Origin of the sequence: Rummeliibacillus sp. SL167, from assembly GCF_007896505.1 — a bacterium.
Taxonomy (GTDB): Bacteria; Bacillota; Bacilli; order Bacillales_A; family Planococcaceae; genus Rummeliibacillus; species Rummeliibacillus suwonensis.
Window position 1 is genome coordinate 1,557,821 of the sequence record NZ_VCBM01000001.1, and the last position, 26,295, is coordinate 1,584,115.

General features: G+C 36.3%; 28 protein-coding genes. 2 read left to right on the plus strand and 26 right to left on the minus strand.

All coding sequences use genetic code 11. The features are described from left to right. From aroC to prsW, 22 genes are all read right to left on the minus strand, one after another. Window positions 1–1,182, minus strand: a complete 1,182-nt coding sequence (aroC, locus tag FEZ13_RS06980) for a chorismate synthase (RefSeq protein WP_146552004.1) — start codon at window positions 1,180–1,182, stop codon at window positions 1–3. Window positions 1,183–1,369: 187 nt separating this feature from the next. Then, on the minus strand, window positions 1,370–2,143 hold the full coding sequence (locus tag FEZ13_RS06985; protein WP_146552005.1) for a CheR family methyltransferase: 774 nt from the start codon (window positions 2,141–2,143) through the stop codon (window positions 1,370–1,372). Between the two features lie 614 nt (window positions 2,144–2,757). After that, on the minus strand, window positions 2,758–3,177 hold the full coding sequence (gene ndk, locus FEZ13_RS06990; RefSeq protein ID WP_146552006.1) for a nucleoside-diphosphate kinase: 420 nt from the start codon (window positions 3,175–3,177) through the stop codon (window positions 2,758–2,760). A gap of 87 nt (window positions 3,178–3,264) precedes the next feature. Next, window positions 3,265–4,239, minus strand: a complete 975-nt coding sequence (hepT, locus tag FEZ13_RS06995; protein ID WP_186725811.1) for a heptaprenyl diphosphate synthase component II — start codon at window positions 4,237–4,239, stop codon at window positions 3,265–3,267. A gap of 21 nt (window positions 4,240–4,260) precedes the next feature. Then, window positions 4,261–4,968, minus strand: coding sequence for a demethylmenaquinone methyltransferase (locus tag FEZ13_RS07000; protein WP_146552007.1), 708 nt, complete (start codon window positions 4,966–4,968; stop codon window positions 4,261–4,263). A gap of 6 nt (window positions 4,969–4,974) precedes the next feature. Next, window positions 4,975–5,757, minus strand: a complete 783-nt coding sequence (locus FEZ13_RS07005; RefSeq protein WP_186725812.1) for a heptaprenyl diphosphate synthase component 1 — start codon at window positions 5,755–5,757, stop codon at window positions 4,975–4,977. 67 nt (window positions 5,758–5,824) lie between these two features. Next, the gene (gene mtrB, locus FEZ13_RS07010) at window positions 5,825–6,046 is read right to left on the minus strand and encodes a trp RNA-binding attenuation protein MtrB (protein ID WP_146549202.1); all 222 of its coding nucleotides are present in this window, start codon (window positions 6,044–6,046) and stop codon (window positions 5,825–5,827) included. A 61-nt stretch (window positions 6,047–6,107) separates the two neighbouring features. Continuing rightward, window positions 6,108–6,674, minus strand: a complete 567-nt coding sequence (gene folE / locus FEZ13_RS07015) for a GTP cyclohydrolase I FolE (protein WP_146552771.1) — start codon at window positions 6,672–6,674, stop codon at window positions 6,108–6,110. 309 nt (window positions 6,675–6,983) lie between these two features. Then, window positions 6,984–7,256, minus strand: coding sequence for an HU family DNA-binding protein (locus FEZ13_RS07020; RefSeq protein WP_146549203.1), 273 nt, complete (start codon window positions 7,254–7,256; stop codon window positions 6,984–6,986). Window positions 7,257–7,436: 180 nt separating this feature from the next. Further along, on the minus strand, window positions 7,437–8,915 hold the full coding sequence (spoIVA, locus tag FEZ13_RS07025) for a stage IV sporulation protein A (protein ID WP_146549204.1): 1,479 nt from the start codon (window positions 8,913–8,915) through the stop codon (window positions 7,437–7,439). Between the two features lie 86 nt (window positions 8,916–9,001). Then, entirely contained in the window at window positions 9,002–9,724 is a 723-nt protein-coding gene (locus tag FEZ13_RS07030; RefSeq protein WP_146552009.1) for a hypothetical protein, read from the minus strand. A gap of 24 nt (window positions 9,725–9,748) precedes the next feature. Continuing rightward, window positions 9,749–9,970, minus strand: coding sequence for a DUF2768 domain-containing protein (locus FEZ13_RS07035; protein WP_243881117.1), 222 nt, complete (start codon window positions 9,968–9,970; stop codon window positions 9,749–9,751). Between the two features lie 664 nt (window positions 9,971–10,634). Beyond that, entirely contained in the window at window positions 10,635–10,793 is a 159-nt protein-coding gene (locus tag FEZ13_RS19465; RefSeq protein WP_186725813.1) for a hypothetical protein, read from the minus strand. 257 nt (window positions 10,794–11,050) lie between these two features. Beyond that, a complete protein-coding gene (locus FEZ13_RS07040) occupies window positions 11,051–12,070 on the minus strand; it encodes an NAD(P)H-dependent glycerol-3-phosphate dehydrogenase (RefSeq protein WP_146552010.1) in 1,020 nt (339 codons plus the stop codon). 35 nt (window positions 12,071–12,105) lie between these two features. Next, complete coding sequence (gene der, locus FEZ13_RS07045; protein WP_146552772.1) at window positions 12,106–13,416, minus strand: ribosome biogenesis GTPase Der; 1,311 nt, start codon at window positions 13,414–13,416, stop codon at window positions 12,106–12,108. A 194-nt stretch (window positions 13,417–13,610) separates the two neighbouring features. Next, complete coding sequence (rpsA, locus tag FEZ13_RS07050) at window positions 13,611–14,777, minus strand: 30S ribosomal protein S1 (RefSeq protein ID WP_146549208.1); 1,167 nt, start codon at window positions 14,775–14,777, stop codon at window positions 13,611–13,613. An 81-nt stretch (window positions 14,778–14,858) separates the two neighbouring features. Further along, window positions 14,859–15,455 carry a lysophospholipid acyltransferase family protein gene (locus FEZ13_RS07055; protein WP_146552011.1) on the minus strand — a complete coding sequence of 199 codons (597 nt, stop codon included), beginning with the start codon at window positions 15,453–15,455 and terminating at the stop codon, window positions 14,859–14,861. Between the two features lie 2 nt (window positions 15,456–15,457). After that, window positions 15,458–16,132 (minus strand): (d)CMP kinase, encoded by a 675-nt coding sequence (gene cmk / locus FEZ13_RS07060; protein ID WP_146549210.1) that lies wholly within the window; start codon window positions 16,130–16,132, stop codon window positions 15,458–15,460. A gap of 198 nt (window positions 16,133–16,330) precedes the next feature. Further along, window positions 16,331–16,987, minus strand: a complete 657-nt coding sequence (locus FEZ13_RS07065) for a flagellar brake protein (RefSeq protein WP_146552012.1) — start codon at window positions 16,985–16,987, stop codon at window positions 16,331–16,333. 401 nt (window positions 16,988–17,388) lie between these two features. Next, window positions 17,389–18,678, minus strand: coding sequence for a PepSY1/2 domain-containing protein (locus FEZ13_RS07070; RefSeq protein WP_146552013.1), 1,290 nt, complete (start codon window positions 18,676–18,678; stop codon window positions 17,389–17,391). A 22-nt stretch (window positions 18,679–18,700) separates the two neighbouring features. Further along, entirely contained in the window at window positions 18,701–19,480 is a 780-nt protein-coding gene (gene sleB, locus FEZ13_RS07075; protein ID WP_146549213.1) for a spore cortex-lytic enzyme, read from the minus strand. A gap of 88 nt (window positions 19,481–19,568) precedes the next feature. Further along, window positions 19,569–20,243, minus strand: coding sequence for a glutamic-type intramembrane protease PrsW (gene prsW / locus FEZ13_RS07080; protein WP_146549214.1), 675 nt, complete (start codon window positions 20,241–20,243; stop codon window positions 19,569–19,571). Window positions 20,244–20,321: 78 nt separating this feature from the next. Here prsW and FEZ13_RS07085 point away from each other — a divergent pair, with 78 nt between their 5' ends. Further along, a complete protein-coding gene (locus FEZ13_RS07085; protein WP_146549215.1) occupies window positions 20,322–21,293 on the plus strand; it encodes an asparaginase in 972 nt (323 codons plus the stop codon). A 280-nt stretch (window positions 21,294–21,573) separates the two neighbouring features. Here FEZ13_RS07085 and FEZ13_RS07090 read toward each other — a convergent pair whose 3' ends face one another. From FEZ13_RS07090 to FEZ13_RS07105, 4 genes are all read right to left on the minus strand, one after another. Further along, complete coding sequence (locus tag FEZ13_RS07090) at window positions 21,574–22,539, minus strand: YpdA family putative bacillithiol disulfide reductase (protein ID WP_146552014.1); 966 nt, start codon at window positions 22,537–22,539, stop codon at window positions 21,574–21,576. Between the two features lie 133 nt (window positions 22,540–22,672). Next, on the minus strand, window positions 22,673–23,323 hold the full coding sequence (locus FEZ13_RS07095) for a LysM peptidoglycan-binding domain-containing protein (RefSeq protein WP_146552015.1): 651 nt from the start codon (window positions 23,321–23,323) through the stop codon (window positions 22,673–22,675). Window positions 23,324–23,407: 84 nt separating this feature from the next. Further along, complete coding sequence (locus FEZ13_RS07100; protein ID WP_146552016.1) at window positions 23,408–24,847, minus strand: RecQ family ATP-dependent DNA helicase; 1,440 nt, start codon at window positions 24,845–24,847, stop codon at window positions 23,408–23,410. A gap of 1 nt (window position 24,848) precedes the next feature. Then, window positions 24,849–25,886 carry a YpbB family protein gene (locus tag FEZ13_RS07105; RefSeq protein ID WP_146552017.1) on the minus strand — a complete coding sequence of 346 codons (1,038 nt, stop codon included), beginning with the start codon at window positions 25,884–25,886 and terminating at the stop codon, window positions 24,849–24,851. 104 nt (window positions 25,887–25,990) lie between these two features. Here FEZ13_RS07105 and FEZ13_RS07110 point away from each other — a divergent pair, with 104 nt between their 5' ends. Then, a complete protein-coding gene (locus FEZ13_RS07110) occupies window positions 25,991–26,239 on the plus strand; it encodes a ferredoxin (RefSeq protein ID WP_146549220.1) in 249 nt (82 codons plus the stop codon). Window positions 26,240–26,295 lie beyond the last annotated feature (56 nt).

The following is a 26,295-nucleotide window of genomic DNA, read 5'->3' on the forward strand; positions in this document are numbered from 1 at the left end:
TTAAAACTCCTTCGCATATAGCTTCATTGCATCGATTTGTGCTTTCAGTTGCTCTAATTGATCGCTATGGAACTGCTCCACAATCGCTTTGGCAATTTCAAATGCAACAACATGTTCTGCAACAACGGATGCAGCTGGAACTGCACAACTATCAGAGCGTTCAACACTTGCTTTAAATGGCTCCTTCGTCTCTATATCTACACTTTGAAGAGGCTTATATAAAGTAGGAATCGGTTTCATAACTCCTCTTATGATGATTGGCATTCCTGTAGACATTCCGCCTTCTAGACCACCTAAACGATTCGTGCGTCGTGTATACCCATTTTCTTCAGACCAGAGTATTTCGTCATGCACTTCACTGCCTTTTAAATGTGCCATTTCAAAACCTAAGCCGAATTCCACACCTTTAAACGCATTAATACTTAACATAGCTGCAGCTAGTTTGGCATCCAGTTTTCGATCATAATGCACATATGAACCAATTCCTGCAGGTAATCCTTCCACAATTACTTCCACAACTCCACCAATAGAATCGCCTGCTTCTTTTGCCGAATCAATCGCTTCTACCATTTTCGCAGAAGCTACTGGATCTGCACAATAGCATGGATCTGCTTCAACAATATTACGAATTTCATCTGCAGATTTACCAGCAATCGATTGATGGTCAGCTATTATCCCGCCAATTTCGGTAACGTGAGAAACAATACGAATTCCTAGTTCGTTGATCAAAGCTTTTGCTACTGCGCCAACTGCAACTCTAACAGTCGTTTCTCTAGCGGAAGATCGTTCGAGAACATTTCGTAAATCACGATGTCCGTATTTAATCCCGCCTACTAAATCTGCATGTCCTGGACGTGGTCTCGATATTTTTCTTTTTATATCATCGGGATTTACATCATCTGCTAAAGGCTCTGCTCCCATGATTTTTGTCCAGTGTTTCCAATCATCATTTTTGACAACTAATGCCACTGGAGATCCTAACGTTTTGCCGTGTCGAACACCAGAAGCAATTTCTACCGTATCTGTTTCAATTTGCATACGACGTCCTCTACCATGACCACCTTGGCGACGTTTCAATTCTTTATTGATCATCTCAGCAGTTAATGGTAATTGTGCTGGCAATCCCTCTATAATCGTTGTTAGTTGCGGACCATGTGATTCTCCTGCTGTTAAATATCGCATGACACTTTCTCCCTTCAACTCGTTAAAGTATGTATTTTTCACTATAACATATTTTAGCGTAAAAAAGCAGTAAGTAGTGAAAATTTTTCAATAATCCTATCAGGCTTGTGGATGATTTAAGTCCTCCATAATCCTCCACTTTTGATATGGGGCCTGCTTCCATTAATGTAATACAAAATTTTCCAATTTACATTTTCCGATAAAAGAAGGTATCCTCTATATCAAAAGAATATCTTGCTGGGTTGAAAATTTGTTCGGTGCTGCCTACAAATAATACTCCCCCTGAATGTAGTGCATGGCTAAAACTCTGATAAATTTTATCTTTAGCTTCTTCTGTAAAATAAATCATGACATTCCGACAAACGATCAAATCAAAATTACTATCATAAGTGTCTTTTAATAAATTGTGTTTTTTGAATGTCACCGTTCGCTTAATTTCATCCTTCACTTTAAAAAACGCACCGTTTTGCTCAAAATACTTAGTCTTGATATTAGTTGGAACTTCTACTATCGATCTTTCAGGATAAACGCCGGCTTTTGCCTTAGCAATTGCATTTTCATCTATGTCTGTCGCTAAAATCGAGATTTGCGATAATGGCAAGTAATTAGAAAGAACCATTGCTAAAGAATAGGGTTCTTCGCCCGTTGAACAAGCAGCACTCCAAATTTTAAGTCTTTTATTATTCTGTAATAGTCTTGGTAATATTTTATTTTGCAATACTTCCCAACGTTTTCCATTACGATAAAATTCAGATACATTGATCGTCATTCGATCTAGAAATTCATTAAGAAGCTTTTGATCTCTTTCAATACCTTTAAAAAATTCACTGAAACTTTTAAATCCTCTTTTTTCATAAAGGGATGTTAAGCGTCTTTTCATTTGTGCTTCTTTATATAATGCTAGATCAATACCCGTTTTACGTTTAATATTTACAATAAATTGTTCGTAATCAGTTGTCATATGAGAATCTTCCCTCTCTATAGTCCTATGTCCATTATACCGGATAAAAAATGAATCTTAAATAGAAGAATAGAGAGATTATTTAAAAATAAGCTATATTAAACCAGGTGTGTTGATTATGCAATTTTCTCCATAAATATAGAGAGAATTCGTTGATTGCCGCTACGGCTTGCTCGCTTTCCTGCGGGCGGGCGCTGTGGGCAACAGGATGTTGGTCACGGAGTCGTTGCCACAGGACATGGCGCCCTTAGACTCCGTTCCTTAATCGCTACGCTCGTGCAGGGTCTCAACTGTTCGCTTTTCCCGCGGGACATTGAATTGCCTTCATCGAATCGACATCGCACGAAGGAAATGCGTTCATTTTCGAGGACTCGAGCAAGCCGCAGCGAAGATCTACATAAATGGAGCTAAAAATACATGTTTTTTAAGGATTATGGTAAATATATTTCCTGATTTCTACCTAATCAACACGCCTAATATTAAACAGTACTCACGAATTTTTACTAAAACCCAAATAGCAAAAGGCACGAATGCTATTCAATTCAACATTCGTGCCTTTTTCAGTTTACAGGTTTTGCTTCAGAAAATGATGAAACAATTCCTTTTTATCTATCCTAGTGTAATTCGTCTTCTTTGAAGAATAAACCAATTTCACGTTCTGCAGAAGCTAATGAATCAGAACCATGGATGACATTGTGAGATACTGTAGTTGAGTAGTCGCCACGAATTGTGCCAGGTGCAGATTGTTCTGGGTTAGTAGCCCCCATCATTAAACGAGCAACAGAAATTACATTTTCGCCTTCCCATACCATTGCGAATACTGGACCAGAAGTGATGAATTCAACTAATTCACCGAAGAATGGTTTATCTGCATGTTCTGCATAGTGTTTTTCTGCTAATTCTTTTGTAATTTGCATAAGTTTTGCCCCTCTAAGAACAAAACCTTTGCGTTCAAAACGGTCAACGATGTCTCCAACTAATTGGCGTTGGACACCATCTGGTTTTACCATTAAAAATGTTTTTTGGATAGCCATTGTACGATTACAACTCCTTAAGATTATCTGGGCTCAAACCCTACTTGAAAATATTATCATTGTACAACATAATGTTCAACAACTACGTTAAAATTTCCGTTTTCCCATATAGATTGCTATGTCTTTTAATGATTTTTTTACAGAATTACTTGGCAAAGCTTCTACTTCTCTTAGTGCTTTTTGTAAATACAAATTGCTAATACGATAGGATTCTTCTATCGCATCAGATTGCCGGATTTTCTTTAGAAAAGCCTGTCTTTCGTCTTCTTTCATCGTACCATTCAATGCTTGATTAATGAAAGGACGCATGTCAACGTTTTCTTTCACCAACAAAACGGGTAGTGTAATATTCCCTTGCATTAAGTCACTGCCAGCCGGCTTTCCAAGTTGTTTGTCCGAAGCCGTTAAATCTAGAATATCGTCAATGATTTGGTAAGACATCCCTACGTAGTAACCGAATCGTTTTAAATGACTAGCAACTTTCTCATCAACCCCTGCAGCAATTGCCCCTAAATAGCAGCTAGATGAAATCAACAAGGCTGTTTTTCTTTTAATACGTCTAAAATAATCACGAATATTTTGCTCTAAATACATTTTATCTTCGATTTGAATAATTTCACCTATACAAATTTCAACCATCGTCTTAGACAAAATTTCATGCGCTTTTTGGTTTTCGATTTTCGTTATATTTTCGATTGCTTTAGCAAAAATAAAATCGCCAGTGTACATAGCAACACGATTATTCCATTGCGATTTAACGGTAGGTCGTCCTCTACGTAATTCAGAATCATCAATAACATCGTCATGAACAAGTGAAGCCATATGAACTAACTCAAGTGCTACAGCAACGTTTTTTATCTGATGAATATCATATCGCCCAAATTTGGCAGCAAGCAAAACAAAAACTGGCCGTATACGTTTTCCGCCAGCTTTCAGCAAATGGAGAGAGGCATCTTTCAAATAGTGTGAAGATGAATCCAACGCTGTTTCCAATTCTCTTTCGATGATCTTTATATCTGACTGTAAATCAGCATAAAGAAACTTTAACTTCATCTTTTCCACGCGTTTAAACCTTCCCCCACACTAGATTTCTTTCTTATAACCCATATGCATAGCAGCTGCTCCACCGCTATAAGATTTGTAGATCACATTTTGTAATCCGACTTCTTCAAACATTTTCTTTAACTTTTTCATTCCTGGGAAATCTTTTGCTGATTCTTGTAACCAAGAGTATTCTTTATAACTTTTCGCAAAAATTTTCCCGAAAAATGGCATGATATAATGGAAATAGAATCGGAATAATTGACGATAGACCGGAATTTCTGATTGAGAAGTTTCAAGGCATACTACTTTGCCACCTGGTTTTACAACACGACGCATTTCACGAAGTACTTGCATATAATCCGGAACATTGCGTAAGCCAAATCCGATGGTTACATAGTCAAATGTATTATCTGGGAAGGGTAACTCCATTGCATTTCCTTGAATTAGTTTAATTTGCTTTATATCCTTTGTTTTTTCTAATCCAACATTTAACATATTTTGACTAAAATCTAGACCGGTAACATGTCCTGTTTCGCCTACAGCTTCAGCTAATGCAATCGTCCAATCTGCAGTCCCACAGCACACATCAAGAGCAGTAGATCCCGGTTGCACTGCCATTCGCTCCATTGTATCTTTTCGCCAATTTTTATGCATTTGAAAACTTATGACAGAATTCATCTTATCATAACTATCAGAAATACTCTCAAAAACTTCATGCACACGTTGTTCTTTCGATTGTGGTGTCACTATAAATCAACCTTCTCTCATCGTTTGATGTTCTGACATATCACTTTCGATATGCTGTAACATTATTGTTTTCACTTCATCTAGCAGAAAAGGAGAAGATTTAATACTTCGAATTAAATTAGATGAAAGATCAGAAATTTGATATTGAAGAATTTGCTCATATGATAGACCCGCATATTCTTTTTGTTGCTCTAAAACTCTCTTAACATGCGTATTTTGATGTAATTCTTGATATTGTTGCAATTCATGTTTGAATCTAGTAAGAACTAAACCTTGACAAGCAATATCAATATAAACGTCAAAATCAAAACGTTTTAAAAATTGTTCAATGGTCTTTGTCTCAATCACCTGAAGTATCTCAAACCATTCTTTAACATCTCTTTTTTCCGGCTCATACAAGGCCGTTTTGCATTCGCTGATTTCAACGACCGCCTCCGATAAGGCACGTATAAGTGGAATATCTGAGATCGATGCAAGTGTAATATAATACATGCCGCTATAATAATCTCCGGCAAGTACAGTCAGTTGTTGGCTTTTAGAAGTAGCATCCTGCTCATCAATTTTCTCATGCTCATGTAAAGCCGCATTAATCATTGCAACAGCACTCGCTGCCTTTTCATGTCGCGCTGACCAATGTTCTCCATTGATCTTAGGCAACAGTAGATAGAGCAGTTGACTGTCTTCAACAACTGGTTGACCTGTAAATTGAAGGAGCGTTCTATGATGCAATTGCATTAAAATATTTTTTTTTAGTTGTGATACTTGTTTTTCAATATAAGCTGCATTCATAAACTTTTCTCCATTCAGTTTGATTCCTGTTGTCATCCTTGTTTTCAATCATTTTTAGTTATTATAATTATTTATTTGAATCGCTTTCAACAATTCCGAAAGCAGTTTGGATTTCTGCTTTACCGCGAATCTTCATAGCGGAAGTATGCTCAGTAAATTGTGCAATCATCACTTCACCATTATCTAACTTCTCAGAATGATGGAATTTTGTATCATTTCCCCGAGTTAGGCCAATGACATGTACTCCATCTTCCTTTGCACGAACTACAACATAATCATTTTGAGCCATTTAAACTTTCTCCTTATTTTCGACTTTTCTCCAATCATCATACCACAAAAAAACTCGAAATTTAAGACATTTGAATGAATGAAAGTATTTCTGAACGTTTTGCTTCATCGTTCTTAAAAATACCCTTTGCTACAGAAGTGACTGTTTTGGAACCGGGTTTTTTGATACCGCGCATTGTCATACACATATGCTCTGCTTCAACAACTACATAAACCCCTTGTGGATTCAGCATTTCCATTAAAACATCTGCAATCGTACCTGTGATACGCTCTTGCAATTGAGGACGATGCGAAACCGTTTCAACTGTCCTTGCTAACTTACTCAAACCTGCAACTACCCCATTTTGAGGAATATATGCAACATGGACTTTTCCGTAAAAAGGAACTAAATGATGCTCACACATAGAATAAAACGGAATATCTTTCACAAGTACTACTTCATCATGTCCTTCATGGAAAACCGTTTCAAAATATTGTCTCGGATCTTCATGAAGCCCTTGGAACATCTCTTCGTACATTTTAGCTACTCGCTTTGGTGTATCTAAAAGCCCTTCTCTTTGTGGATTTTCACCGATCGCTTCTAAAATCATTGTTACAGCTTTTTCTATTTTTTCTAAATCTACATTCATCGTTAAATGATCTATTTTTTCAAAGTTTTTTTCAATCACCATAAATCCTCCAATATATCAACAAAGAGTCTTAAAATGAGATTACCACACAAGTAAAGTAATCGCAAAATATGTGGGCGAATTTTATTTTTTGCCGCCAGCTTATGTTAAAACCACTTTGGAATAGGCTTTAGAAAATTACGTAACGCTTTACCCCCAACTCCATCTGGTTATATTTTCAACTTTTCATTGCTTATTCATCATGAACTTTTATCACTCCACAAAAAAAGAGCAGCCCAAAGGCTACTCTATGTAAAACAGATGCTTGTACTATTTGACAGCATCTTTAAGCGCTTTACCTGGTTTAAACGCAGGTACTTTACTTGCTGCGATTTCAATTTCTTTACCTGTTTGTGGGTTACGACCTTTACGAGCCGCACGTTCACGTACTTCAAAGTTACCAAAACCGATTAATTGAACTTTATCACCCTTTGCAAGAGCTGCTTGGATAGTTTCAAATACTGCTTCAACTGCTTTAGAAGCATCTTTTTTAGAAAGAGCTGCAGTTTCTGCAACAGAGTTAACTAATTCTGTTTTATTCACACCATTCACCTCCTCTCAAAGGGGCTTTACTAAATCATGTAAAAAGATTATCACAACAACTTTTGCTATGCAACAATATTTATACTCCTTTTCCCAACTTTAAGCAAATAAAATCTCAATTCCATACAAAAAAGGCCAATTTACCTACCGTAAATTGACCTTAAAGTTAAAATATTTAATTTATAAAATAAGTGTAACCATTCCTTGATCGCCCTTATTCACCATCTTTTCAACGGTTTGGCGCATTCTAGCCTTTGCATGTTTAGGTACCGATTCTGTTTTATAAGCAATACTTTCTTTCATCACTTCAAATAATGGCGTACCGAATATTTGAGTTTCCCATAATTTTTCACGATCATGCAAATAGGCATACGTTAAATCTTTCAACAATTGCTGACTATAAAACTCTGAGCCAATAAGTGGAGAAAATTCCGCTTCCATATCAATACGCAAAATATGGTAAGAAGGTGCCTTAACCTCCATCCGAACACCAAAGAAATTATTTTGTTTAATGATTTCTGGTCTAGTAGGCTCGAACTCTTGTAATGTTGGTAGGGTCACTCCATATCCCTCTTTGTTGGCTTGCTCAATTGCTTTGTGGAATCGTTGATATGATTTTTTCGCAAGTTGTGATTCTTTGATAAATAATAGCCAATCTTTCTTACTTTGGATTGGCTCTTCTAGCCACTCTTCACAGATTGATTTAAAAATTTCGTTTTTTAATTGTAAAGAAATGATGGCATGCCCTAATCCAGCATCAATGTTTTTTACTTGAGCTGATGCAATAAATTCTTCCTGTAAGAGCTCCTGCGTCAAACGTTCAATATCTCGAATTTTATTGACGGACGCTTTCCAATTATCGATTGATTGTTTGATTAATTTATTTAACTCATGTTGTTCATCTAATACATCTAGCCAATCCGGTTTTTCTACTTCCAACTTGGCAATCGGGAACTCATAAAGTGCCTCTTCTAAAATATGCCGAACCTCAGTTAGTGACATTTGATCAACAGAAGTAGAAATAACAGGGGCACTATAGCGCTCTTTTAATTCTTTACATAATTCTTTTGCATTCGTATGAGCAGGCATCTTGCTGTTCACAACAATAACAAACGGTTTACCAATTTCCTGTAATTGTCCAATAATCTCTTCTTCCGCTTTACAAACAGCTTCTCTTGGAATACCGTTTACTGTACCATCAGTTGTCAAAACTACACCAATATTAGCATGCTCCCTAATAATTTTATCTGTTCCAATTTTAGCTGCTTCTTCGAATGGTATCGGATCATTATGCCAAGGGGTATGTACTAATTTGGGACCATTTTCATCCTCATACCCTTTAACACCATCAATAATATAGCCAACACAATCAGCAAATCGTATTTTAAATGGCATGTCTTGATTGCCAACAGCAATTTGTGCTCCGTTCGCTGGAATAAATTTTGGCTCTGTCGTCATAATTACTGGTCCCGGAGAACTTTGTGGTAGCTCATCTTGTGCTCGTTGGCGTTCTTTTTCATCTTGCATGTTTGGTAATACCATAATATCCATTACACGCTTCGTAAACGTTGATTTTCCTACTCTTACTGGGCCGACAACACCAATATAAATATCACCGTTTGTACGTGTTGCTACTTGCTCGTACACTTCTTGCGACATCATCTTTCCCCCTTTTTTTCAGCACTATATCCTATGCACACAAAAAGCGTTTCATGCACAAGTCATGAAACGCTTTTGAAGATCCCTTATTTCTTATTTGATGTTGTTAAAAATTCTACTTCATTCTTGTCATTCACAGTATATGGCAATGAATAAGCGGGTAGAATTGGATATTTGTCAGAAAGCAAATAGCGAATATCTTCACCCGATTTTACTGTCACTTTGTCTTCATTGATGATTTTTTGCAATTCAATTGAGTAATCGATACAAATATCACCGCTCCCCTTCACAACTAAAGGTAAATTTGTGTTTGAATAGGGACTTGGAACTGTTGGTGCTTTTTTATAGCCCATTTTTTTATAGTCAAATTGATAGACATCATCTTTGATCTGTCTTGAAATAGGCACAAATCCGTTGACACCTTTTTTTATATTTAATTCACGAATGGTCTCAGAACCACGTAGATCTACTAATTTCACTTCAGGATGTTTACTTTCAGCATGCCAAATGACATATTGATAAATGCCACCTTTTTCAAAGGAATTTCCAGGGGCTTTAGCGATATAACCTTGTGTTAATTTGTCGAAATTTATCGGGTACTTAATATATTGATCCACATCTTGATCTCGATTTTGGATTGGTAATAAGCCACCATTATCCTTTCTAAATTGGTCGACTGCCTTTTGAACTGTTGATAATTGGGCCTCATCAGGTATCTGATTCTCTCCTTTTTCGCTATCAGGATACATACAACCGGATAAGACAACTGTCATTATTGATATAAACAATATTAAATATATTTTTTTCATGTAATCCCCTCATGTTCTTGATGATCAAAAAGTCATAACAACAAACACCATCGTTAAAAATCCAATGATGAGGAAAATATAGGCGATCAAAGCCACTATTGTACTTAAAATTCTATTACTTATTTTCTGTCTGCTTAAATAGATTAACCCTGAAGCAATTAGCAAAAAGCCAATAGAATAAAAGGATATCCACATCATATTCATTGGCGATATACCTTTGCCTGTAAGCAATACTAAATCTGTCAACAGTACAACCACCTTTCATATGTACAGTGAGGATCGTTTCTCACAGATGACAGTATAACATAAAAGCAAGAGATGGATCATGCTCACCCCTTGTTTCAACCAACCAATTAAGTACGGATGTAAGAAGATTCTGTCTAATAATACGGTTGAAATTTACTGCATGCCACTATAAGTCAACACACTCTCTATAAGCAAAATTTTATCAATATTTTTCAATTCAAAAACGCGAACATTCTAATAAATAATTTCTTTAATATTCAGATTGTATGTTTCACCACATACAATGTTCTTTTCGGATAAGTGTCGAATTCTTTCTGAATCAAAAGTAAAGTATTAGATGTAAACTACTTTCTTCGCGTTGCTTAGCTCACTGAAAAAATCTATTCATCTTCCAAAATATGATAAAAAACAACTTTTTTCGTTCATAAAACGAAAGGAAAGATGGATTTTTACTAATAAAATAATCATCCTATAGTATTTCAGTGCCCCCGCATTGTTTGATCTAGAATCTTGGCTCGCTTATTTTCCCCTCAATACTCTGAATAAGTTTCGCTAAGCAAACACCATACGAAGGAAATATGCATATATTTTCGAGGACTTGACGTCTTCCTGTCCACAACTATCCAAATTAGCTACCAGTAAATGTTCGTATTTTCATCTAAATTTAGCCTGGTGAAATGGATTCATCAGATAAAGTAAAGCTTCCATCAGTGAGGATTTTCTTCATCCCCCACTGAAATAGAGAAACAGAAGTGAAAAGCGCCGCGTCCTGTGGCAACACCTGAGAGACCAACATCTTGTTGGTTAAACCAATCGGGCGCATGCGGCAGTTGATCCCCCCACCTATCTTTCTCGTTTCTCTCTAAACGTTTTGAGGTGGGGGTCTTACTACCCGTTAACGCGGGATAAATCTAAAAATAACAAATTTTTATTATTGAGAATGGACATTTAATCATTTTTCAGTAGTTTTGCTAAGACTTTCGCATAAGTTGCCATTTTTCATTTAAAATTCAAACGAATTTAACAACGTTTAAAAACGAGTTCTATCCTATTATATTCGTACAATTTTGTGAACTGCTCCTAAAAATCGTAGGAAGCATCTAATTCTTGTGTTTTTTCTCTCAACATTAATTGTTCTACAGCTTGATGTGGATCTTTTCCTTCGAAAAGAACTTCATATAATACTTCTGAAATAGGCATAGAAACTTCGTATTTTTTTGCTAGTTGATGAGCTGCTTTCGTTGTACGAACTCCTTCTACTACCATCCCCATTTGATCTAGAATTTCATTTAATGAATGACCTTTTCCAAGCATATTGCCGGCTCTCCAGTTACGTGAGTGGACGCTTGTACATGTCACAATTAAATCCCCCATTCCTGCCAAACCTGCAAATGTGAGAGGGTTTGCACCTAACTTCACACCTAGACGTGATATTTCTGCTAATCCACGTGTAATAAGTGCAGCCTTTGCATTATCACCAAATCCTAGTCCATCGACAGCTCCAGCAGCTAATGCAATGACATTTTTCAATGCACCACCTATCTCAACACCTACTACGTCCTGATTCGTATATACGCGGAAATATTGGTTCATGAAAAGATCTTGAATTTTTTCAGCGCTCTCTAAATTTTCACATGCAGCGGCTACAGTTGTTGGGTGATGCTGTACTACTTCCTCTGCATGACTAGGACCAGAAAGAACAACGATATCTTCTATGAATTTCGCAGGGATTTCTTCTCGCATGATTTCTGAAATTCTCAATAATGTATTGGGCTCAATTCCCTTAGATACATGAACAAATAATATTTTTTTGTTAAGCGTTTGCAACATTTTTTGACATGTTTCTCGAATTCCTTTTGTTGGAACTGCCATCACGATAATTTCTGCATGTGTGACAGCTTCAGCAATATCTGAAGTTGCTTTTAAGTTTGTTGGTAAAATAATAGTTGGTAAATATTTCACATTTGTATGTTGTATATTCATTTCGTTTGCTTGTTCTTTTCGATGAGACCAGATTAACGTATCATGGCCATTTTCTGCTAAGACAATAGCTAAAGATGTCCCCCAAGAACCTGCTCCTAATACTGATACACGACTCATGTTGAAAATCCCCTTTCCTTTCGCTTTTGACTGTTTTAATCACGTACTCTTGTGATTATTTTTATCGGTGTGCCCTCAAAATCAAATGTTTCACGAATACGATTTTCTAAGAAGCGTTCGTATGTGAAATGCATTAATTCTGGATCATTTACAAATACCACAAATGTTGGTGGTTTGATGGCAACCTGTGTTGCATAGTAAATGCGCAGACGTTTTCCCTTATCGGTTGGTGCAGGATTACGAGCTACCGCATCTAAAATGACTTCATTTAATATACTAGATTGAATCCGCATAGAGTGGTTTTCGTTTACTCGATTAATAATCGGTAAAATGGCATGTACACGTTTTTTTGTTTTTGCTGATACGAACACAATTGGCGCATAGTCTAAAAACTGAAATTGCTCTCTTATTTCTTTTGTTTTTTCGTTCATTGTTTTTTCATCTTTTTCTACAGCATCCCATTTATTCATCACAATAATCACAGCTTTACCAGCTTGATGAGCATATCCTGCGATTTTCTTGTCTTGTTCTTGGATGCCCTCTTCCCCATTTAAAACAACTAAAACAACATCAGAACGCTCAATTGCTTTCAATGCGCGAAGAACGCTATATTTTTCTGTAGACTCGTACACTTTCCCTTTTTTACGCATACCTGCAGTATCTATAATCACATATTCTTGTCCATCATACTCATAGCTGGAGTCAATAGCATCGCGAGTTGTACCTGCTACATCACTTACAATAACACGGTTATCTCCTAAAAAAGCATTGACTAGTGAAGATTTACCGACATTAGGTCGACCGATTAATGAAAATTTGATAACGTTTTCATCATAACGGATTTCATCTTCTTTTGGAAAATGTTTAGCGACTTCATCTAACAAATCCCCCAGTCCCAGTCCATGAGAACCTGAGATTGGAAAAGGTTCTCCAAATCCTAAGGAATAAAAATCATAAATCATGTCATGCATATCAGGGTTATCAATTTTATTGACTGCTAAAACAACGGGTTTTTTTGTTTTATATAAAATTTTTGCCACATGTTCATCTGCTAATGTAACACCTTCTCGACCATTAACCATAAAAATAATGACATCTGCTTCATCCATTGCAATCTCTGCTTGATGACGAATTTGGTCTAAAAAAGGTTCATCTCCTATATCGATACCACCTGTATCAATAATATTAAATTCATGTGTTAGCCAATCCGCAGAACTATAGATTCGATCACGTGTTACGCCTGGAACATCTTCCACGATGGAAACGCGCTCTCCTACGATTCTGTTGAAAATAGTCGATTTACCGACATTTGGACGGCCGACAATTGCGACAATCGGTTTCGCCATAACTTTCTTCATCCTTCCGACTTCTAATAAGTGCTATTATACAACAAAAAAGATGATGGTACCTGATAAGTTCACCATCACCCATGCTTAAAGTCATTTTGTATAATTATTTTATCAAAGATTAGCTGTAATGCAAGAAAAAAAGCAGAAGAAAGCGTTCATACTCCCATCTGCCTAGATCCTCTCTTTGTTATTTATGATTTTTTTGAAAAGTTTTTGAGCTTATCTCCAATCACATCACCAAAGGAGAACCCTGTTGTTTCTTCAGGAAATTCAAATTCATCAGCTTTAGGTTCATCCTCATTTTCTACTAAAGCCTTTATACTAAGTGATAAACGTTTTTCATCTTTGTTGACGGCTAGTACTTTTACTTTTACTTCTTGCCCTTCTTTTAACACTTCATGTGGTGTGGAAATATGATTGTGCGAAATTTGGGAAATGTGTACAAGGCCTTCAACACCAGGGAAGACTTCCACAAATGCACCAAATGTTACAAGACGCTTAACAATACCTGTCAACACAGCACCTTCAGGGGCCTTTTCTTCAATTTGCGACCATGGACCTTCTTCTGTTTCTTTAATCGATAAAGAAATACGTTCTTGTTCAGGGTCTACGGATAATACCTTTACTTTTACTTTTTGTCCTTCAGAAAGAACTGTTGAAACATCATCAATATGCTTGTGAGAAACTTGGGAAATATGCACAAGACCATCCACTCCACCCAAGTCAATAAAGGCACCAAATGAAGCTAGACGTTGTACGGTTCCTTCAATAACATCACCTTCATGGATATTATTGATAACTTCCCCTTTTTTCTCTTCTTTTTGTGCTTCTACAACTGCACGATGTGAGAGGATTAGGCGATTTTTTTCTTGATCCATTTCAACAATTTTATAAGTGAGCGTTTTTCCCTTATAATCTTCAAATGATTCAACAAAATGATCCTCAACTAAAGAAGCTGGAACAAAACCTCTTACACCTAAATCTACTACTAGACCACCTTTTACAACATCCTTAACCTCTGCTTCAATCACTTCTCCATTATTGAATTTCTCTGTTAGCACTTTCCATGCACGTTTGGCATCTACTTGGCGTTTTGATAAAACGTATTGTCCTGGTTTTTTATCATCAGGTTGTTCAATTTTAGTTACTAATAATTCTAATTCATCATTGACGGAGACAGCGTCAGAAGCTTTTTCTATATGCAAGCTTGAAAGCTCACTGATTGGCACTACGCCATCAAAAGGTGCACCTGCAATCGTTACTATAGCAACTTTGTCTTCCACTTTCTCTACCTTGCCTGTAACAATATCACCTTCACGGATCTCTTTTATTTCATTTAAGTTCAATTCTTCAGACATATGTAATCCTCCTTCACAATGTTCACTTTCTATTTTATTAGAATTTGCTAGTAAAAACAAAAATTAACGCTTTAAATACGATTATTTTTTATTATCAGGATGATATTCGTCTAATAATAGCTGAATATGCGCCATAATGGCTTCTGTTACCTCTTCAGGTTTCGCTTTTCTTTCTCGGAACGGTTCAATATCAATGGCCTCACCAAATATAACTTTTACCTTATGAAATGGCTTATATGGACCTATGACAGCACATGGTACAACATTGGCATTTCCACGCAATGCAAAAAAACCAGCACCTGAGAAGCCTTTCCCGAGCTTTCCAGTTTTATTTCTATGCCCTTCTGGAAATAATCCAACAACTTGACCTTCTTTTAAAATGTTGATGGCCATCCGAAGTGCTTGACGGTCACTAAGGCCTCTTTTAACAGGAAATGCATGCAGTTTCGGTAAAATTCCTTTTAAAATGGGTACATGAAAAAGTTCTTCCTTCGCCATAAAATTCACAGGTCTTGGAGCACAAATCCCTACTACTGGTGGATCCAAGTTATCGATATGATTCGAGCATAATAAGATGCCACCTTCTTTAGGAAAGTTTTCTACCCCTATTACTTCCATTCGATAAATTGGCTTCAATACAGTAAAAACAACAGACTTTGCAAATTGGTAAAAGTCCATATTTATGCCATCCTTTCACTCACTAATTTTAGAATCTCATCCGCTGCCTGCTGGATAGATAAATCAGTAGTATCTAAGTAAATTGCATCTGGAGCCTGTACAAGTGGGGATGCTTCTCGTTCACTGTCTAGTTTATCACGCAATGCAATTTCTTCCTTCAATTTTTCAATGGATGATTCAATGCCTCGCTGTTTATTATCTTCAAAACGGCGACGTGCACGTTCTGCCACAGTGGCTGACATATAAATTTTTAGTTCTGCATTTGGCAATACCGCAGTGCCAATGTCTCTTCCATCCATCACAACACCACCGTGTTCTGCCATTTCGCGTTGGCGTTCTACCATGATTTTTCGCATCGAAGCATGACAGGCAACCCTTGAAACATTTCCTGTAACTTCGTTTGAACGGATTTCTTTTGATACATCCTGTCCATCAAGAAATACTAATTGTCCACGTTCAGATGGTTTTAATGCAATAATTGTTTCTTTTAATAAATTGGTTACGCTTTCAGCATTTTCTAAATCTATATGTTCTTTCAATGCTTTTAATGTAAGTGCTCGATACATTGCTCCAGTATCAATATATGTGTAGCTCAATTTCTCTGCGACGATCTTAGCAATCGTACTTTTTCCAGCCCCTGCAGGTCCATCAATAGCAATTTGAATATTCTTCTTCACGGTATCAACCCTTTCTTTCCGTAATATTGTAACATAGAAAAGCGAAGGCGGCTTGTTTAGATTCGAAAATCATTGGAAGGACCTGAGTGAAAGCACTTTTTCGTATATTTTTATTCATTGTAGATGAAAAAAAGACTATAGATAAACTCGAAAATCTCGAGTTTGCCTACAGTCCAAACCATCCATCAAAATCGTGAACTAAAAAGTTGTTTCCTTTTTTCGAATTTTCAATTGCCTTTCAAAACAAAAACGGATAATGTTTTGACGATCAACATCATCAGTATTCGTAAATTGGAGTGGGACAATGACTCGGTTGTCTTTTTCAATAAATCTGACTACCCTCGCTGATGTTTGGACATATTTGATCCCATCATTCGAATTTGAAAATGGTAATACAATTGTCAATTGTATTTCATCATTTTCTTTAAAAGAGACGGACTGATTGACGATAATAGCTATCCCACCAGCACTAATATCTTCTGTAACAAATTGATAAAACTGATGGTCAAATTCGATAGCAACATCAACAGGTGTTTCTACTCTTACAAATTCGCGTCTTTGAATTTTGATAATCTCTTCATCTGTAGGAAAAGAAAGCATAATCATCGGTATATTAGATTTAACTCTTCCTAATACTTGTGTTTTAAATGCATGCGCTACTTTCGCTTCGTCTACGAAAGATGCTCTATATTGACCTCCTTCAAATAAAAAAGCTGTTTTGTTAGTTGCTGTATTTACAGGATAATCGATATAGATTACATTATTTTTTTGCTCTACAATTTTGCAGCGAAATTTTTCTGTTGTTTCTGAAGAAATTGACTCTAAAATGATATTAGTACCTATTTTCAGTTCCATCGCAATCTCCCTTTATGAATCATAAGTTGTATTAATATTATGCCACGAAACTACCATTTTAGCTACAATTATAGGTAATTTGATTTATCGTTCATAGAGAGCAAGAAGACCCTTATTTCAAGATCCTAGCAATAAGCAAGAAGATAAGTGGGGAGTGAGTCCCCACTTTGTGCAGTTTTTACTTTATCCCGCGTTAACGTAACGGGCAGTAAGACCCCCACCTCAAGATTTAGAGAAAAACGAGAAAGATAGGTGGGGGTCTTACTGCTGCATGCGCCCGATTAGTTCGGGACAACAAAATGTTGGTCACTCAGGTGTTGCCACAGGACGTGACGTTCTTAACCGGAGTTCCTCTAGTTCAGTGGGGGATGAAGAAAACCTCCACTGATGGAAGCTTTACTTTATGATAGTTTTTCGTTCTTAATAACTTCTCCCGTTTGCGTATCCACTAAAATTTTGTAGGTGTGTGGAATTTTCGAAGAATCAATACGAACTGTTAATTCATAGCATAGTCTTTCAACAAAATCCTTATTTTCTACATATGCTAAGTCTTCGTTCACGACTTTCGCTTTATTTGTGAAAAATTTCTCCCAATCGATCTTCTTCATCAGTTGAGGCTCAAGCTTTTCTTTTTGAATATACTCGACACCATTTAGTCCCACTACTTCTCCAGTGTCTTTTGCAATCTTCACTTGTACACCATCTGCATAGACTTTAGCATTCGTTTTTTCATCTACTCGTGCATAAGTAATATGCCAAACATTATGATTCTCTCTTGCATCTGTTTCTTTTACGTCTTTATAGCCTAGTTCTTTTAATCGTTGATCGGCTAATTTTTTCAATTTTTCTGCTGATAATGTTTTTTCTTCAAATGGTCTTTCAACAAGATATGAAAGCAAGTGTCCACCTTTTAAAGTTATATCTGCATATCCTGTACGCTCGCCTTTATGAAAAGCGATATGATAAAAGGCATATGGTGCTCCTTTTTTGCTTTGATTGACTGATAAAGTTGCATCCTCGAGTTCTGGGAACATCTCATAAAAACGTGCAATTGCTTCTTCTTTTGTAATCTGCTTGTCATTGATCTCTTTTAATTCTTTCTTTTTCTCATGATCCGCTTCGCTTGCGGTTAGAGGAAAGTCACTCTCAGCATAGGTTTTTACTGATTTTGAAAGATTTTTGAATCCGGAAGTTTCTGCATTAGAGGTTTGCTCTTCTAACCATTGTTTATAATTATCATCTGCTTGCAAGAAATGTGCAGTGGCTATTTGCCAATCTGAAGAGAAATTAGATAAATTATTGGCTACTTGATTGACATTGTCATGCCATTTATCAGCACTTTCTTGTGAAGTCATCGTCATTTTCGCACTATTCCCTAATCTTCCTAAATAGTTCATCCATTCTGTTGTAAATTCACGCTCTAAAGGCAAATCTGCAATAGAGTATCGAATGTCTGAGGATAGTCTCCAAACATCCTGTAAAGAATCATGAAAGGCAGTAGGATCATTAAATAATAGGGATTGCTGTACCGCTTTTTGTAATTCATTTAATTGAGTGGAAGCATCTGCCATTTTACCGGTATATTGACCTTGTAACAAATACTTTAATTCTTGGTTTTCTCTATTAGAAGCTACACTAAATATCAGGCAAGCAACGACTGCATAACTTAATAAAAATATTATTTTTTTCATCTAGATCCTCCTCTGGGCTTTTTTAAATACAGAAAATATGCTCGCCAATTTGCTTAATTTGTTTTCTTGTCCATATCCATTCGCTTGTCGCCGTTTTAGGATTAAAATAATAGAGAGCATTTTCAGAAGGATCCCACCCATTCATAGCATCTAATACGGCCTCTTTTGCTTGTTCGTTTGGTTCTAGCCAAATTTGGCCATCCGAAACAGCTGTAAATGCTCCTGGTTGGAAAATAATGCCGGATATTGTATTAGGGAAATCTGGGCTATCCAGACGATTTAGAATAACCGCTGCTACCGCTACCTGACCATCATATGGTTCTCCTCGTGCCTCTCCATAAACCGCGTTAGCTATTAGTTTCAAATCTTGCTCAGTAAAGTTACTTGGTACTTGCATATTGGTACCAGTACCTGTACCTTTCGAACTTTGCTTATTTAAATCTTGATTGCCATAATGAGTGAATTTATTGCCTTTATTGATTTGATCCATAACATAAGCCTTATCATATTGAGAAACAGATGCTAATTTATTTTTTGTTGTGGCCCCTGCAATTCCGTCAACAGGTAAACCATATTGATCTTGGAAATTTCGTAAAGCCCAATAAGTTCCATAGCCAAACTTTCCATCAATTGTACCGTTGTAATATCCTATATATTGTAGTCTTGATTGCAATTCAATTACGTCATCTCCAAATGCACCTCTTGTAATGACTTGATTTGAAAAAGCGTCACTATTTTGCGGAGCCATATTCATGATAAAAAGACTAAACGACAATACTAATAGAATTTTATAGCGTCTCATTTCATTTCTCCTTTTTTCTTAACATGCTTCAAGAAAAAATTTTTATACAAAAAAACTGAGAGTAAATTTTACCCTCAGCTAAAACGAATTAGATTTTCTTTTGGATGAACAACATTTGAACTAAATGCTGATGCGCTCTTTTTACTTTTCGTAAAGCAAACCACCATAAAAAGAACATAAAGGGAATCATGATATATGTCCATTTTCCTTCGATCGTAAAAATAAAGTTGTAAATGATATGCAAAGTCATTGGAGCAAACAAGGCTAAAAGTCGATGCTGCATAGACAAATCGTCTTTCGAAAATTTAGCTTTTCCTAAATAATATCCCATCACCACACCAAATAAAGCATGGCTTGAAACGGGCATCAACGCTCTCATAAAAGCTGTGTCAACGCCAAATGATAGCATATATAAAATATTTTCCACAGTTGCAAATCCTAATGAAATACTAACACCGTATAAAATACCATCATAAGGATCATCAAATTCTATATGATGATAAATCGCGATCATTAATATAAACCATTTGAAAAATTCTTCCACTACTCCTGCAAAAAATATATCTTGAATAATCAAACTAGAGAATATTTGCTCCTCCTTCAATACATACTGCAAAAATAAAATAGGAAAAGTTAATATTGCACCGTATATAAAAGTGTGAAATAATGTTCTTCTAGGCTCCGTTGCCATCTGATTCCGTAGATAGAAAAAGCTAAAGAGAGCTAGAACAGGAGCAATGGATACTGATAAGAGTACGAACATTTAATAGCCCCTTTCAATCCATCTCTTTTTATTATACCATTCTATCAGTATGGTAATGAAAATTTAGGAGGATTTATTATGAAAAAAACAATTTTACTTATTCATACTGGCGGCACTATTTCTATGCATGTCAATAAAGAATCTGGAGCTGTTGTACCAGATACAACTAATCCTTTAATACATGAAAGTAAACGGTTAGAAAAAATTGCAAATATCATCGAACTTGAGGCTTATAATTTGCCATCTCCTCATATAACTCCTCAAAAAATGCTAGAATTGCGAAATCTAATCTTACATACGATCCAAAAAATGAAAATCGATGGGGTTGTTATTACACATGGAACAGATACGTTAGAAGAAACTGCTTATTTTCTTGAATTAACGACAAAACTAGAAATTCCAATTGTACTAACTGGTGCAATGCGTTCATCTAATGAGTTAGGCGCTGATGGTGTATACAATCTAGTAGAATCCGTGCGGGTGGCTTCCTCTGAAGATGCCAAAAACAAAGGTGTCCTAGTTGTGATGAATGATGAGATCCATTCAGCCATGAATGTGACGAAAACCTCTACAAGTTCAGTAGCAACTTTTCAATCACCTCAATACGGTCCCCTTGGATTAGTAACAAAAACGATGATTCATTTTCATCATGCACCCATGAAAAGAGAATATGTAGAAGTTCTTAAACTTGATAAAAAAGTGGCGTTATTTAAAGTGTATGCTGGAATGGATGCCGATTTAATACATGCAGCCATTGATTATCATTATGATGGAGTGGTTTTGGAAGGTCTGGGACAAGGAAATATTCCTCCCGCAGTTTTACCAGTTATCGAGGAATTAATACGACTTCATATTCCTGTTGTTCTTGTATCTCGCTGCTTTAACGGAATTGCTCAAGGTGTTTATGGCTACCAAGGTGGGGGCAAAATGTTAGAAGATATGGGCGCTATTTTTGCTATAGGATTGAATGGACAAAAAGCTCGATTAAAACTATTAATCGGACTTAATCAAGTGGATGAACCGATGGATCTAAAGAAATTCTTTATTTAATAAGAGCTATTTCACCATCCAATTTTTCACCTAGTTGAACCGATCGAGCTATTACAGGTATTTTCATCCCCCACACTTTTCTTGAGTGTGGGGGATTACTAGTTTACATGGGATAAAATCTTTAAATCAAAAAACAGTTTAGTTTAAATCTAACTTCAAAAAACGCAGTTGGATTTTGGATTCTTACAAATTCTAGTTTACACAACTATGGTTTTATGAAATTGGTTGCACATTTTAGAAATCATTTGCACAACCTTTCCATTCCTCAATAAACTATGGGTCATTGCTGTTTTTCTTGAATATATTTAGCGATTAAATCTCCATGGAAACGACCATTTTCAATAAAAATTTCATTGGCATCATTTCCTGCAGCGATAACCCCAGCGATAAATAAGCCCGGTACATTCGTCTCCATCGTTTCGGGATTAAAGGTTGGGCGTCCTGTCGCTTCGTCTTCAGTAACTCCGATTTGTTGTATAAATGAGTGATCTGGATGATATCCGGTCATGGCAAAAACAAAATCATTTGGAATTGTAATTTCTTGTCCCTCTTGAAGTAAAATCACTTCATTTTCTTTGATTTCTTTGACACCCGTATTGAACATCATACGAATATTACCATCTCGCACAAGTGCCGCAAAATCTGGCAATACCCAAGGTTTAATACTTGAAGAATATTCTGCACCGCGATACACGACAGTTACGCGCGCCCCAGCTTTATGAAGAGCTAATCCAGCATCGATTGCGGAGTTCTTCCCTCCAATTACTAGTACATCCGTATCGAAGTATGGATGCCCTTCCTTAAAGTAATGATAGACCTTAGGCAAGTCTTCACCTGGTATATTCATATAATTTGGATGATCATAATAGCCAGTAGCAATGACAACATATGGGGTTTCATAAATTTCTTTATCACTATAGACAATAAATTTACCATCTTGAGGCGTTACTTTTTCTACCTTTTCAAAGCGATGAACTTGAATATTTTTTCGTTTCACGACTTCACGATAGTATACAAGTGCTTGATTGCGCTTTGGTTTTTGCTGTTCAATAATAAACGGAACGTCACTGATTGCTAATTTCTCACTTGAACTAAAAAAAGTTTGGTGAGTAGGATAGTGAAAGATCGCATTCACAATATTTCCCTTTTCAATAACAATTGGGTTCAGTCCAATCTCTTGCAATGAAATAGCTGCTGCTAACCCACATGGTCCTCCCCCAACAATAATGGCATCTTGTTGTTGCATAAAGCTGTCACTCCCTATATAAATAAACACCTCTATTTTTAAGAGATATTATCGAATAATCCTAATTGTACATTATACGCCTGCGAACAATAAAAAAACAGGCATGTGCTCTATTTCACATACCTGTCATATATTATTGAGCTGGAATCGCAATGATCGTCCCTGCTGGAACGCTATCAGCTGTAATACCATTTGCTTCCTTAATAATGGCGATCCCTGCATCACTTCCATAGAATTTTAAAGCGATACTTTCGATAGTTTCACCTTGTTTTACGTTATAAAGTCTACCTGCAGCTTTCGCTTCGTTATAAATTTGTTGCTGCTTTTCTTTTGCTGCAGCAGCTTCTTTCTCTTTTTGTTTAGCTTTTTCCCTTTCAGCTTTTTCCTTTATCGCCTTTTTTTCAGCAGCTAGCTTTTCGGTTTTTTCTTTTTCAGCTTGTTCTTTTTTAGTTAGTGTATTTTCTTCACTATTTGAGGTTTTTGTAGCCTTTTTTGACTGACTATCGTCGTTCGTTTCTATTTGAACTCCACCCCGATCAATTTCTGCTTTTTCACTATTTTTTTTCTGATCAAAATAACCAAAGTAGAGAAGCGTTGACACTGGCAGTAAGATAAAAATAATAGCTAAGATTGTAAGCAATCTATTTTTGTGATTTTTTTTCTTATTTTGATTGCCATGAAGCTGTCTTCTAGTCATTCTTGAAGGGTTTGTCTCTTGTTCAGACTTAATAGTAATAGCTTGGCGATGCTCCTCAATTTTTTCACGGTAATCTTCTTGAGACATCTTATCCCCCCATTCTAATCATACTATGTAACACTATTATTATGACGAAATTATAGATAAATGTAAATCCACGTTCTGTTACAACTATGGCAATAACGAGTGGAGCCTTTCTACCCATGTTGGCAGTTCCTTTTGTCCAATGATTATCTTTCGCGGATGAATGATTTCATCGTAATGGATTCCACAATAATGACAACAATTTGGTGGCTTTTGTTCCAACTTTTGATCAAAATATGTGGTCAATTGTTCTCGCAGGCAATGTTCTCCCTTTACAAGTGCTACTACTTGCAAAATCTGTTCTATTTTCTGTTGCCTTAAATCATCTAATTTTTGTATAACTTTATCTGGTGGTAACTGTTCCATCCAATAGGAAAGTACCCGATAACCTGTTTCACTGATTTGTTGCAAATCAATCATTTTTTTAGGGTTCTCCCCTTGCTTTACATATTCCTTATATAAATCGACATGACACTCTAAAGGCAAGTCTGCTGTTACGACATATTGTGTATATTCTTCATCATTTGGACTATACACTAAAATCGCTAATGCGTCATGACCATCTCGACCAGCTCGACCAACTTCCTGCATATAATTGGCGATTGTCGCAGGAATATGATCATGTATCACTTGGCGTACATTCTCTTTATGAATACCCATTCCAAAAGCTGTAGTTGCACAAATCCACTCTAATTCCCCTGCTAGAAATTGTTGCTGGATAAATTGACGATCTAAAGCTTCCATTCCCGCATGATAGGCTGCTGCACGAATATGATGACCTGTTAAAGCTTCTGCAAAGGCAACGGTTTTTTTTCTTGATTGTGTATAGATGATGCCAGGCCCTTCCGTTTGCAGTATATGATGGATGATCCAGTCGAATTTTTCATCAACAGATTGTGTTCGAACGACATCATAGTGTAAATTTGCCCTCTCAACAGAATGAATGTATTCAAATGGTTGGACCATATGTAAATAAGTTTTCATATCATGGACTACTTTTTTCGTTGCAGTTGCACTTAATGCTAATATCGGTGGCCTTTGTTGTTTTGGAATCCATTCTGTGATTTTTAAATAATCTGGTCGAAAATCAAAGCCCCATTGTGAAATACAATGTGCTTCATCTACAACGATTAATGAAAACCGTAGCTGTTGAAATGCACTCTGAATAATTGGCATAGCAAGCATTTCAGGTGAGATAAAGATAAAACGGTAATTTGACAGCCTTTGTAAAACCCTTTGTTTTTCAGTACCCTGTAAAAACGAATTCAATGCAACAACCCTTTTTTCGCCAAATCGTTTCAATTGTTCAACTTGATCTTGCATTAAGGACAATAAAGGAGAAATGATTAAAATGGGGCCTTTCAAAATATAGCCCGGAAGTTGATAGCAAAGTGACTTTCCCATTCCGGTAGGGAGAAGGGCAATGACATCTTGACCTTCCAATATAGCTTCGATAACTTCTTTTTGCCCTGAACGAAATGTCGTATAACCAAAATGCTGCTGTAATAATTGTTCCAGCTCTAACATTCTATTCTCCCCCTTTTGCTGCAATGACTAAACGAATTTGAAAATAAGAAAATTGTGGAAGTTCATCTCGAATTACTTTTAACCTCTTACTTTCTGTTCTTTCTAATACTTGTAAAATTTTTTGAACATCTTTCTCTTCTATAAATTGGTGAAGTGGAAAATCTGGCTTGATCATTGCCATTTCAACAAAATGATCTTCAATCGTACTCATTTTTAAATGTCGCATAAATGCAATTTGTTCAAGTGAATATCCCTTTTCAAATAAGTCTGCTGTTTTTTTAGTAGAATCTGTTAGCAAAAGTTCTATTCGAACATTTTCAGTTAGCTGATACAATAATGGATATTGAACCACCTCAGCAGTAAGAAGATCAAGCCATAAATGCAACAGCTCCACAAACATCAGCTGTATATCTATTTCTCCACAGTCAAACTCGCTCGCAAGTTGTTGCAATGTCCAACCTGTGCGTTGGAAACCTGTTAATCGTAGCATAACAATTTGCTTAGCTTGTTCAGATGATGGCACTTTATGTAAAGACTCTTCTATCTCATCCCTGAATTGTAAATAAAATGACGAATCTTGGTATGGGTGATATTTTAAGAACATTTTCACCCATATTTGAATGTCTTCTTCTTTCTGTATAGGGATAAAACGATAATCCTTTGCACGTACATGTGATAGGGTCTGAACGATTAATGATAAACGTTTAAAAAATATATACTCATTTCCTCTATAAAACCAACCGTTAAAATGCATAGGCTGGGATTTTTCTAGAATATCTTTCCCCCTGACTGTAAGTTGTAGCATTTGTTGATCATCGTAGAAAACCCAGCCATTTTCCATCAATTGTTCAAAAGTCTCATTAAATTTATCTCTTGAAAGTTTTGGCATAATACTAAAATAGGCCTGTAATCCGAACGCGCCCACATCTTGAATCGTTTGACCTGAACGCTTTCCACATATCAAGTAATAGGCAGCTGAACGAGAGCGTTGACCATTGAATTTTTCAATAATATGTAATAATAATTGCTGTAAATACATCGTTATTCCCCCCGATAGAAAGTAATTTAAGTTGAAATGTGAGGAAAAGCGTTTTAGAATAATAAAGAAGCTATTGGGATTGTTAGTAAAAGGAGAGAAGTAGAATGGCTAAATTTACCATTGTCGATCAAGATACATGTATCGCATGTGGAGCATGTGGGGCAGCAGCACCAGATATTTATGATTATGATGATGAAGGTATTGCCTTCGTTATTTTAGATAATAACACGGGGACTACTGAAGTTCCAGAAGATTTAATGGAAGACATGGAAGATGCATTTGAAGGTTGCCCAACTGACTCTATAAAAGTGGCAGATGAATCTTTTGATGGCGATCCTCTTAAATACGAATAGTCTTTTATATTTGTATAATGAGCAAAGTGCACGGAATTCTTTCCTGTGCACTTTTT

Bases quoted from the DNA above. Each gene is read 5' to 3' on its own strand.
- aroC (WP_146552004.1), bottom strand. From the start codon at position 1,182: ATGCGATATTTAACAGCAGGAGAATCACATGGTCCGCAACTAACAACG.
- FEZ13_RS06985 (WP_146552005.1), bottom strand. From the start codon at position 2,143: ATGACAACTGATTACGAACAATTTATTGTAAATATTAAACGTAAAACG.
- ndk (WP_146552006.1), bottom strand. From the start codon at position 3,177: ATGGCTATCCAAAAAACATTTTTAATGGTAAAACCAGATGGTGTCCAA.
- FEZ13_RS07005 (WP_186725812.1), bottom strand. From the start codon at position 5,757: ATGAATGCAGCTTATATTGAAAAACAAGTATCACAACTAAAAAAAAAT.
- mtrB (WP_146549202.1), bottom strand. From the start codon at position 6,046: ATGGCTCAAAATGATTATGTTGTAGTTCGTGCAAAGGAAGATGGAGTA.
- folE (WP_146552771.1), bottom strand. From the start codon at position 6,674: ATGAATGTAGATTTAGAAAAAATAGAAAAAGCTGTAACAATGATTTTA.
- spoIVA (WP_146549204.1), bottom strand. From the start codon at position 8,915: ATGTCGCAAGAAGTGTACGAGCAAGTAGCAACACGTACAAACGGTGAT.
- FEZ13_RS07030 (WP_146552009.1), bottom strand. From the start codon at position 9,724: ATGAAAAAAATATATTTAATATTGTTTATATCAATAATGACAGTTGTC.
- FEZ13_RS19465 (WP_186725813.1), bottom strand. From the start codon at position 10,793: ATGCGCCCGATTGGTTTAACCAACAAGATGTTGGTCTCTCAGGTGTTG.
- FEZ13_RS07040 (WP_146552010.1), bottom strand. From the start codon at position 12,070: ATGAGTCGTGTATCAGTATTAGGAGCAGGTTCTTGGGGGACATCTTTA.
- der (WP_146552772.1), bottom strand. From the start codon at position 13,416: ATGGCGAAACCGATTGTCGCAATTGTCGGCCGTCCAAATGTCGGTAAA.
- rpsA (WP_146549208.1), bottom strand. From the start codon at position 14,777: ATGTCTGAAGAATTGAACTTAAATGAAATAAAAGAGATCCGTGAAGGT.
- FEZ13_RS07055 (WP_146552011.1), bottom strand. From the start codon at position 15,455: ATGGACTTTTACCAATTTGCAAAGTCTGTTGTTTTTACTGTATTGAAG.
- FEZ13_RS07065 (WP_146552012.1), bottom strand. From the start codon at position 16,987: ATGGAACTGAAAATAGGTACTAATATCATTTTAGAGTCAATTTCTTCA.
- FEZ13_RS07070 (WP_146552013.1), bottom strand. From the start codon at position 18,678: ATGAAAAAAATAATATTTTTATTAAGTTATGCAGTCGTTGCTTGCCTG.
- sleB (WP_146549213.1), bottom strand. From the start codon at position 19,480: ATGAGACGCTATAAAATTCTATTAGTATTGTCGTTTAGTCTTTTTATC.
- prsW (WP_146549214.1), bottom strand. From the start codon at position 20,243: ATGTTCGTACTCTTATCAGTATCCATTGCTCCTGTTCTAGCTCTCTTT.
- FEZ13_RS07085 (WP_146549215.1), top strand. From the start codon at position 20,322: ATGAAAAAAACAATTTTACTTATTCATACTGGCGGCACTATTTCTATG.
- FEZ13_RS07090 (WP_146552014.1), bottom strand. From the start codon at position 22,539: ATGCAACAACAAGATGCCATTATTGTTGGGGGAGGACCATGTGGGTTA.
- FEZ13_RS07095 (WP_146552015.1), bottom strand. From the start codon at position 23,323: ATGTCTCAAGAAGATTACCGTGAAAAAATTGAGGAGCATCGCCAAGCT.
- FEZ13_RS07100 (WP_146552016.1), bottom strand. From the start codon at position 24,847: ATGTTAGAGCTGGAACAATTATTACAGCAGCATTTTGGTTATACGACA.
- FEZ13_RS07105 (WP_146552017.1), bottom strand. From the start codon at position 25,886: ATGTATTTACAGCAATTATTATTACATATTATTGAAAAATTCAATGGT.
- FEZ13_RS07110 (WP_146549220.1), top strand. From the start codon at position 25,991: ATGGCTAAATTTACCATTGTCGATCAAGATACATGTATCGCATGTGGA.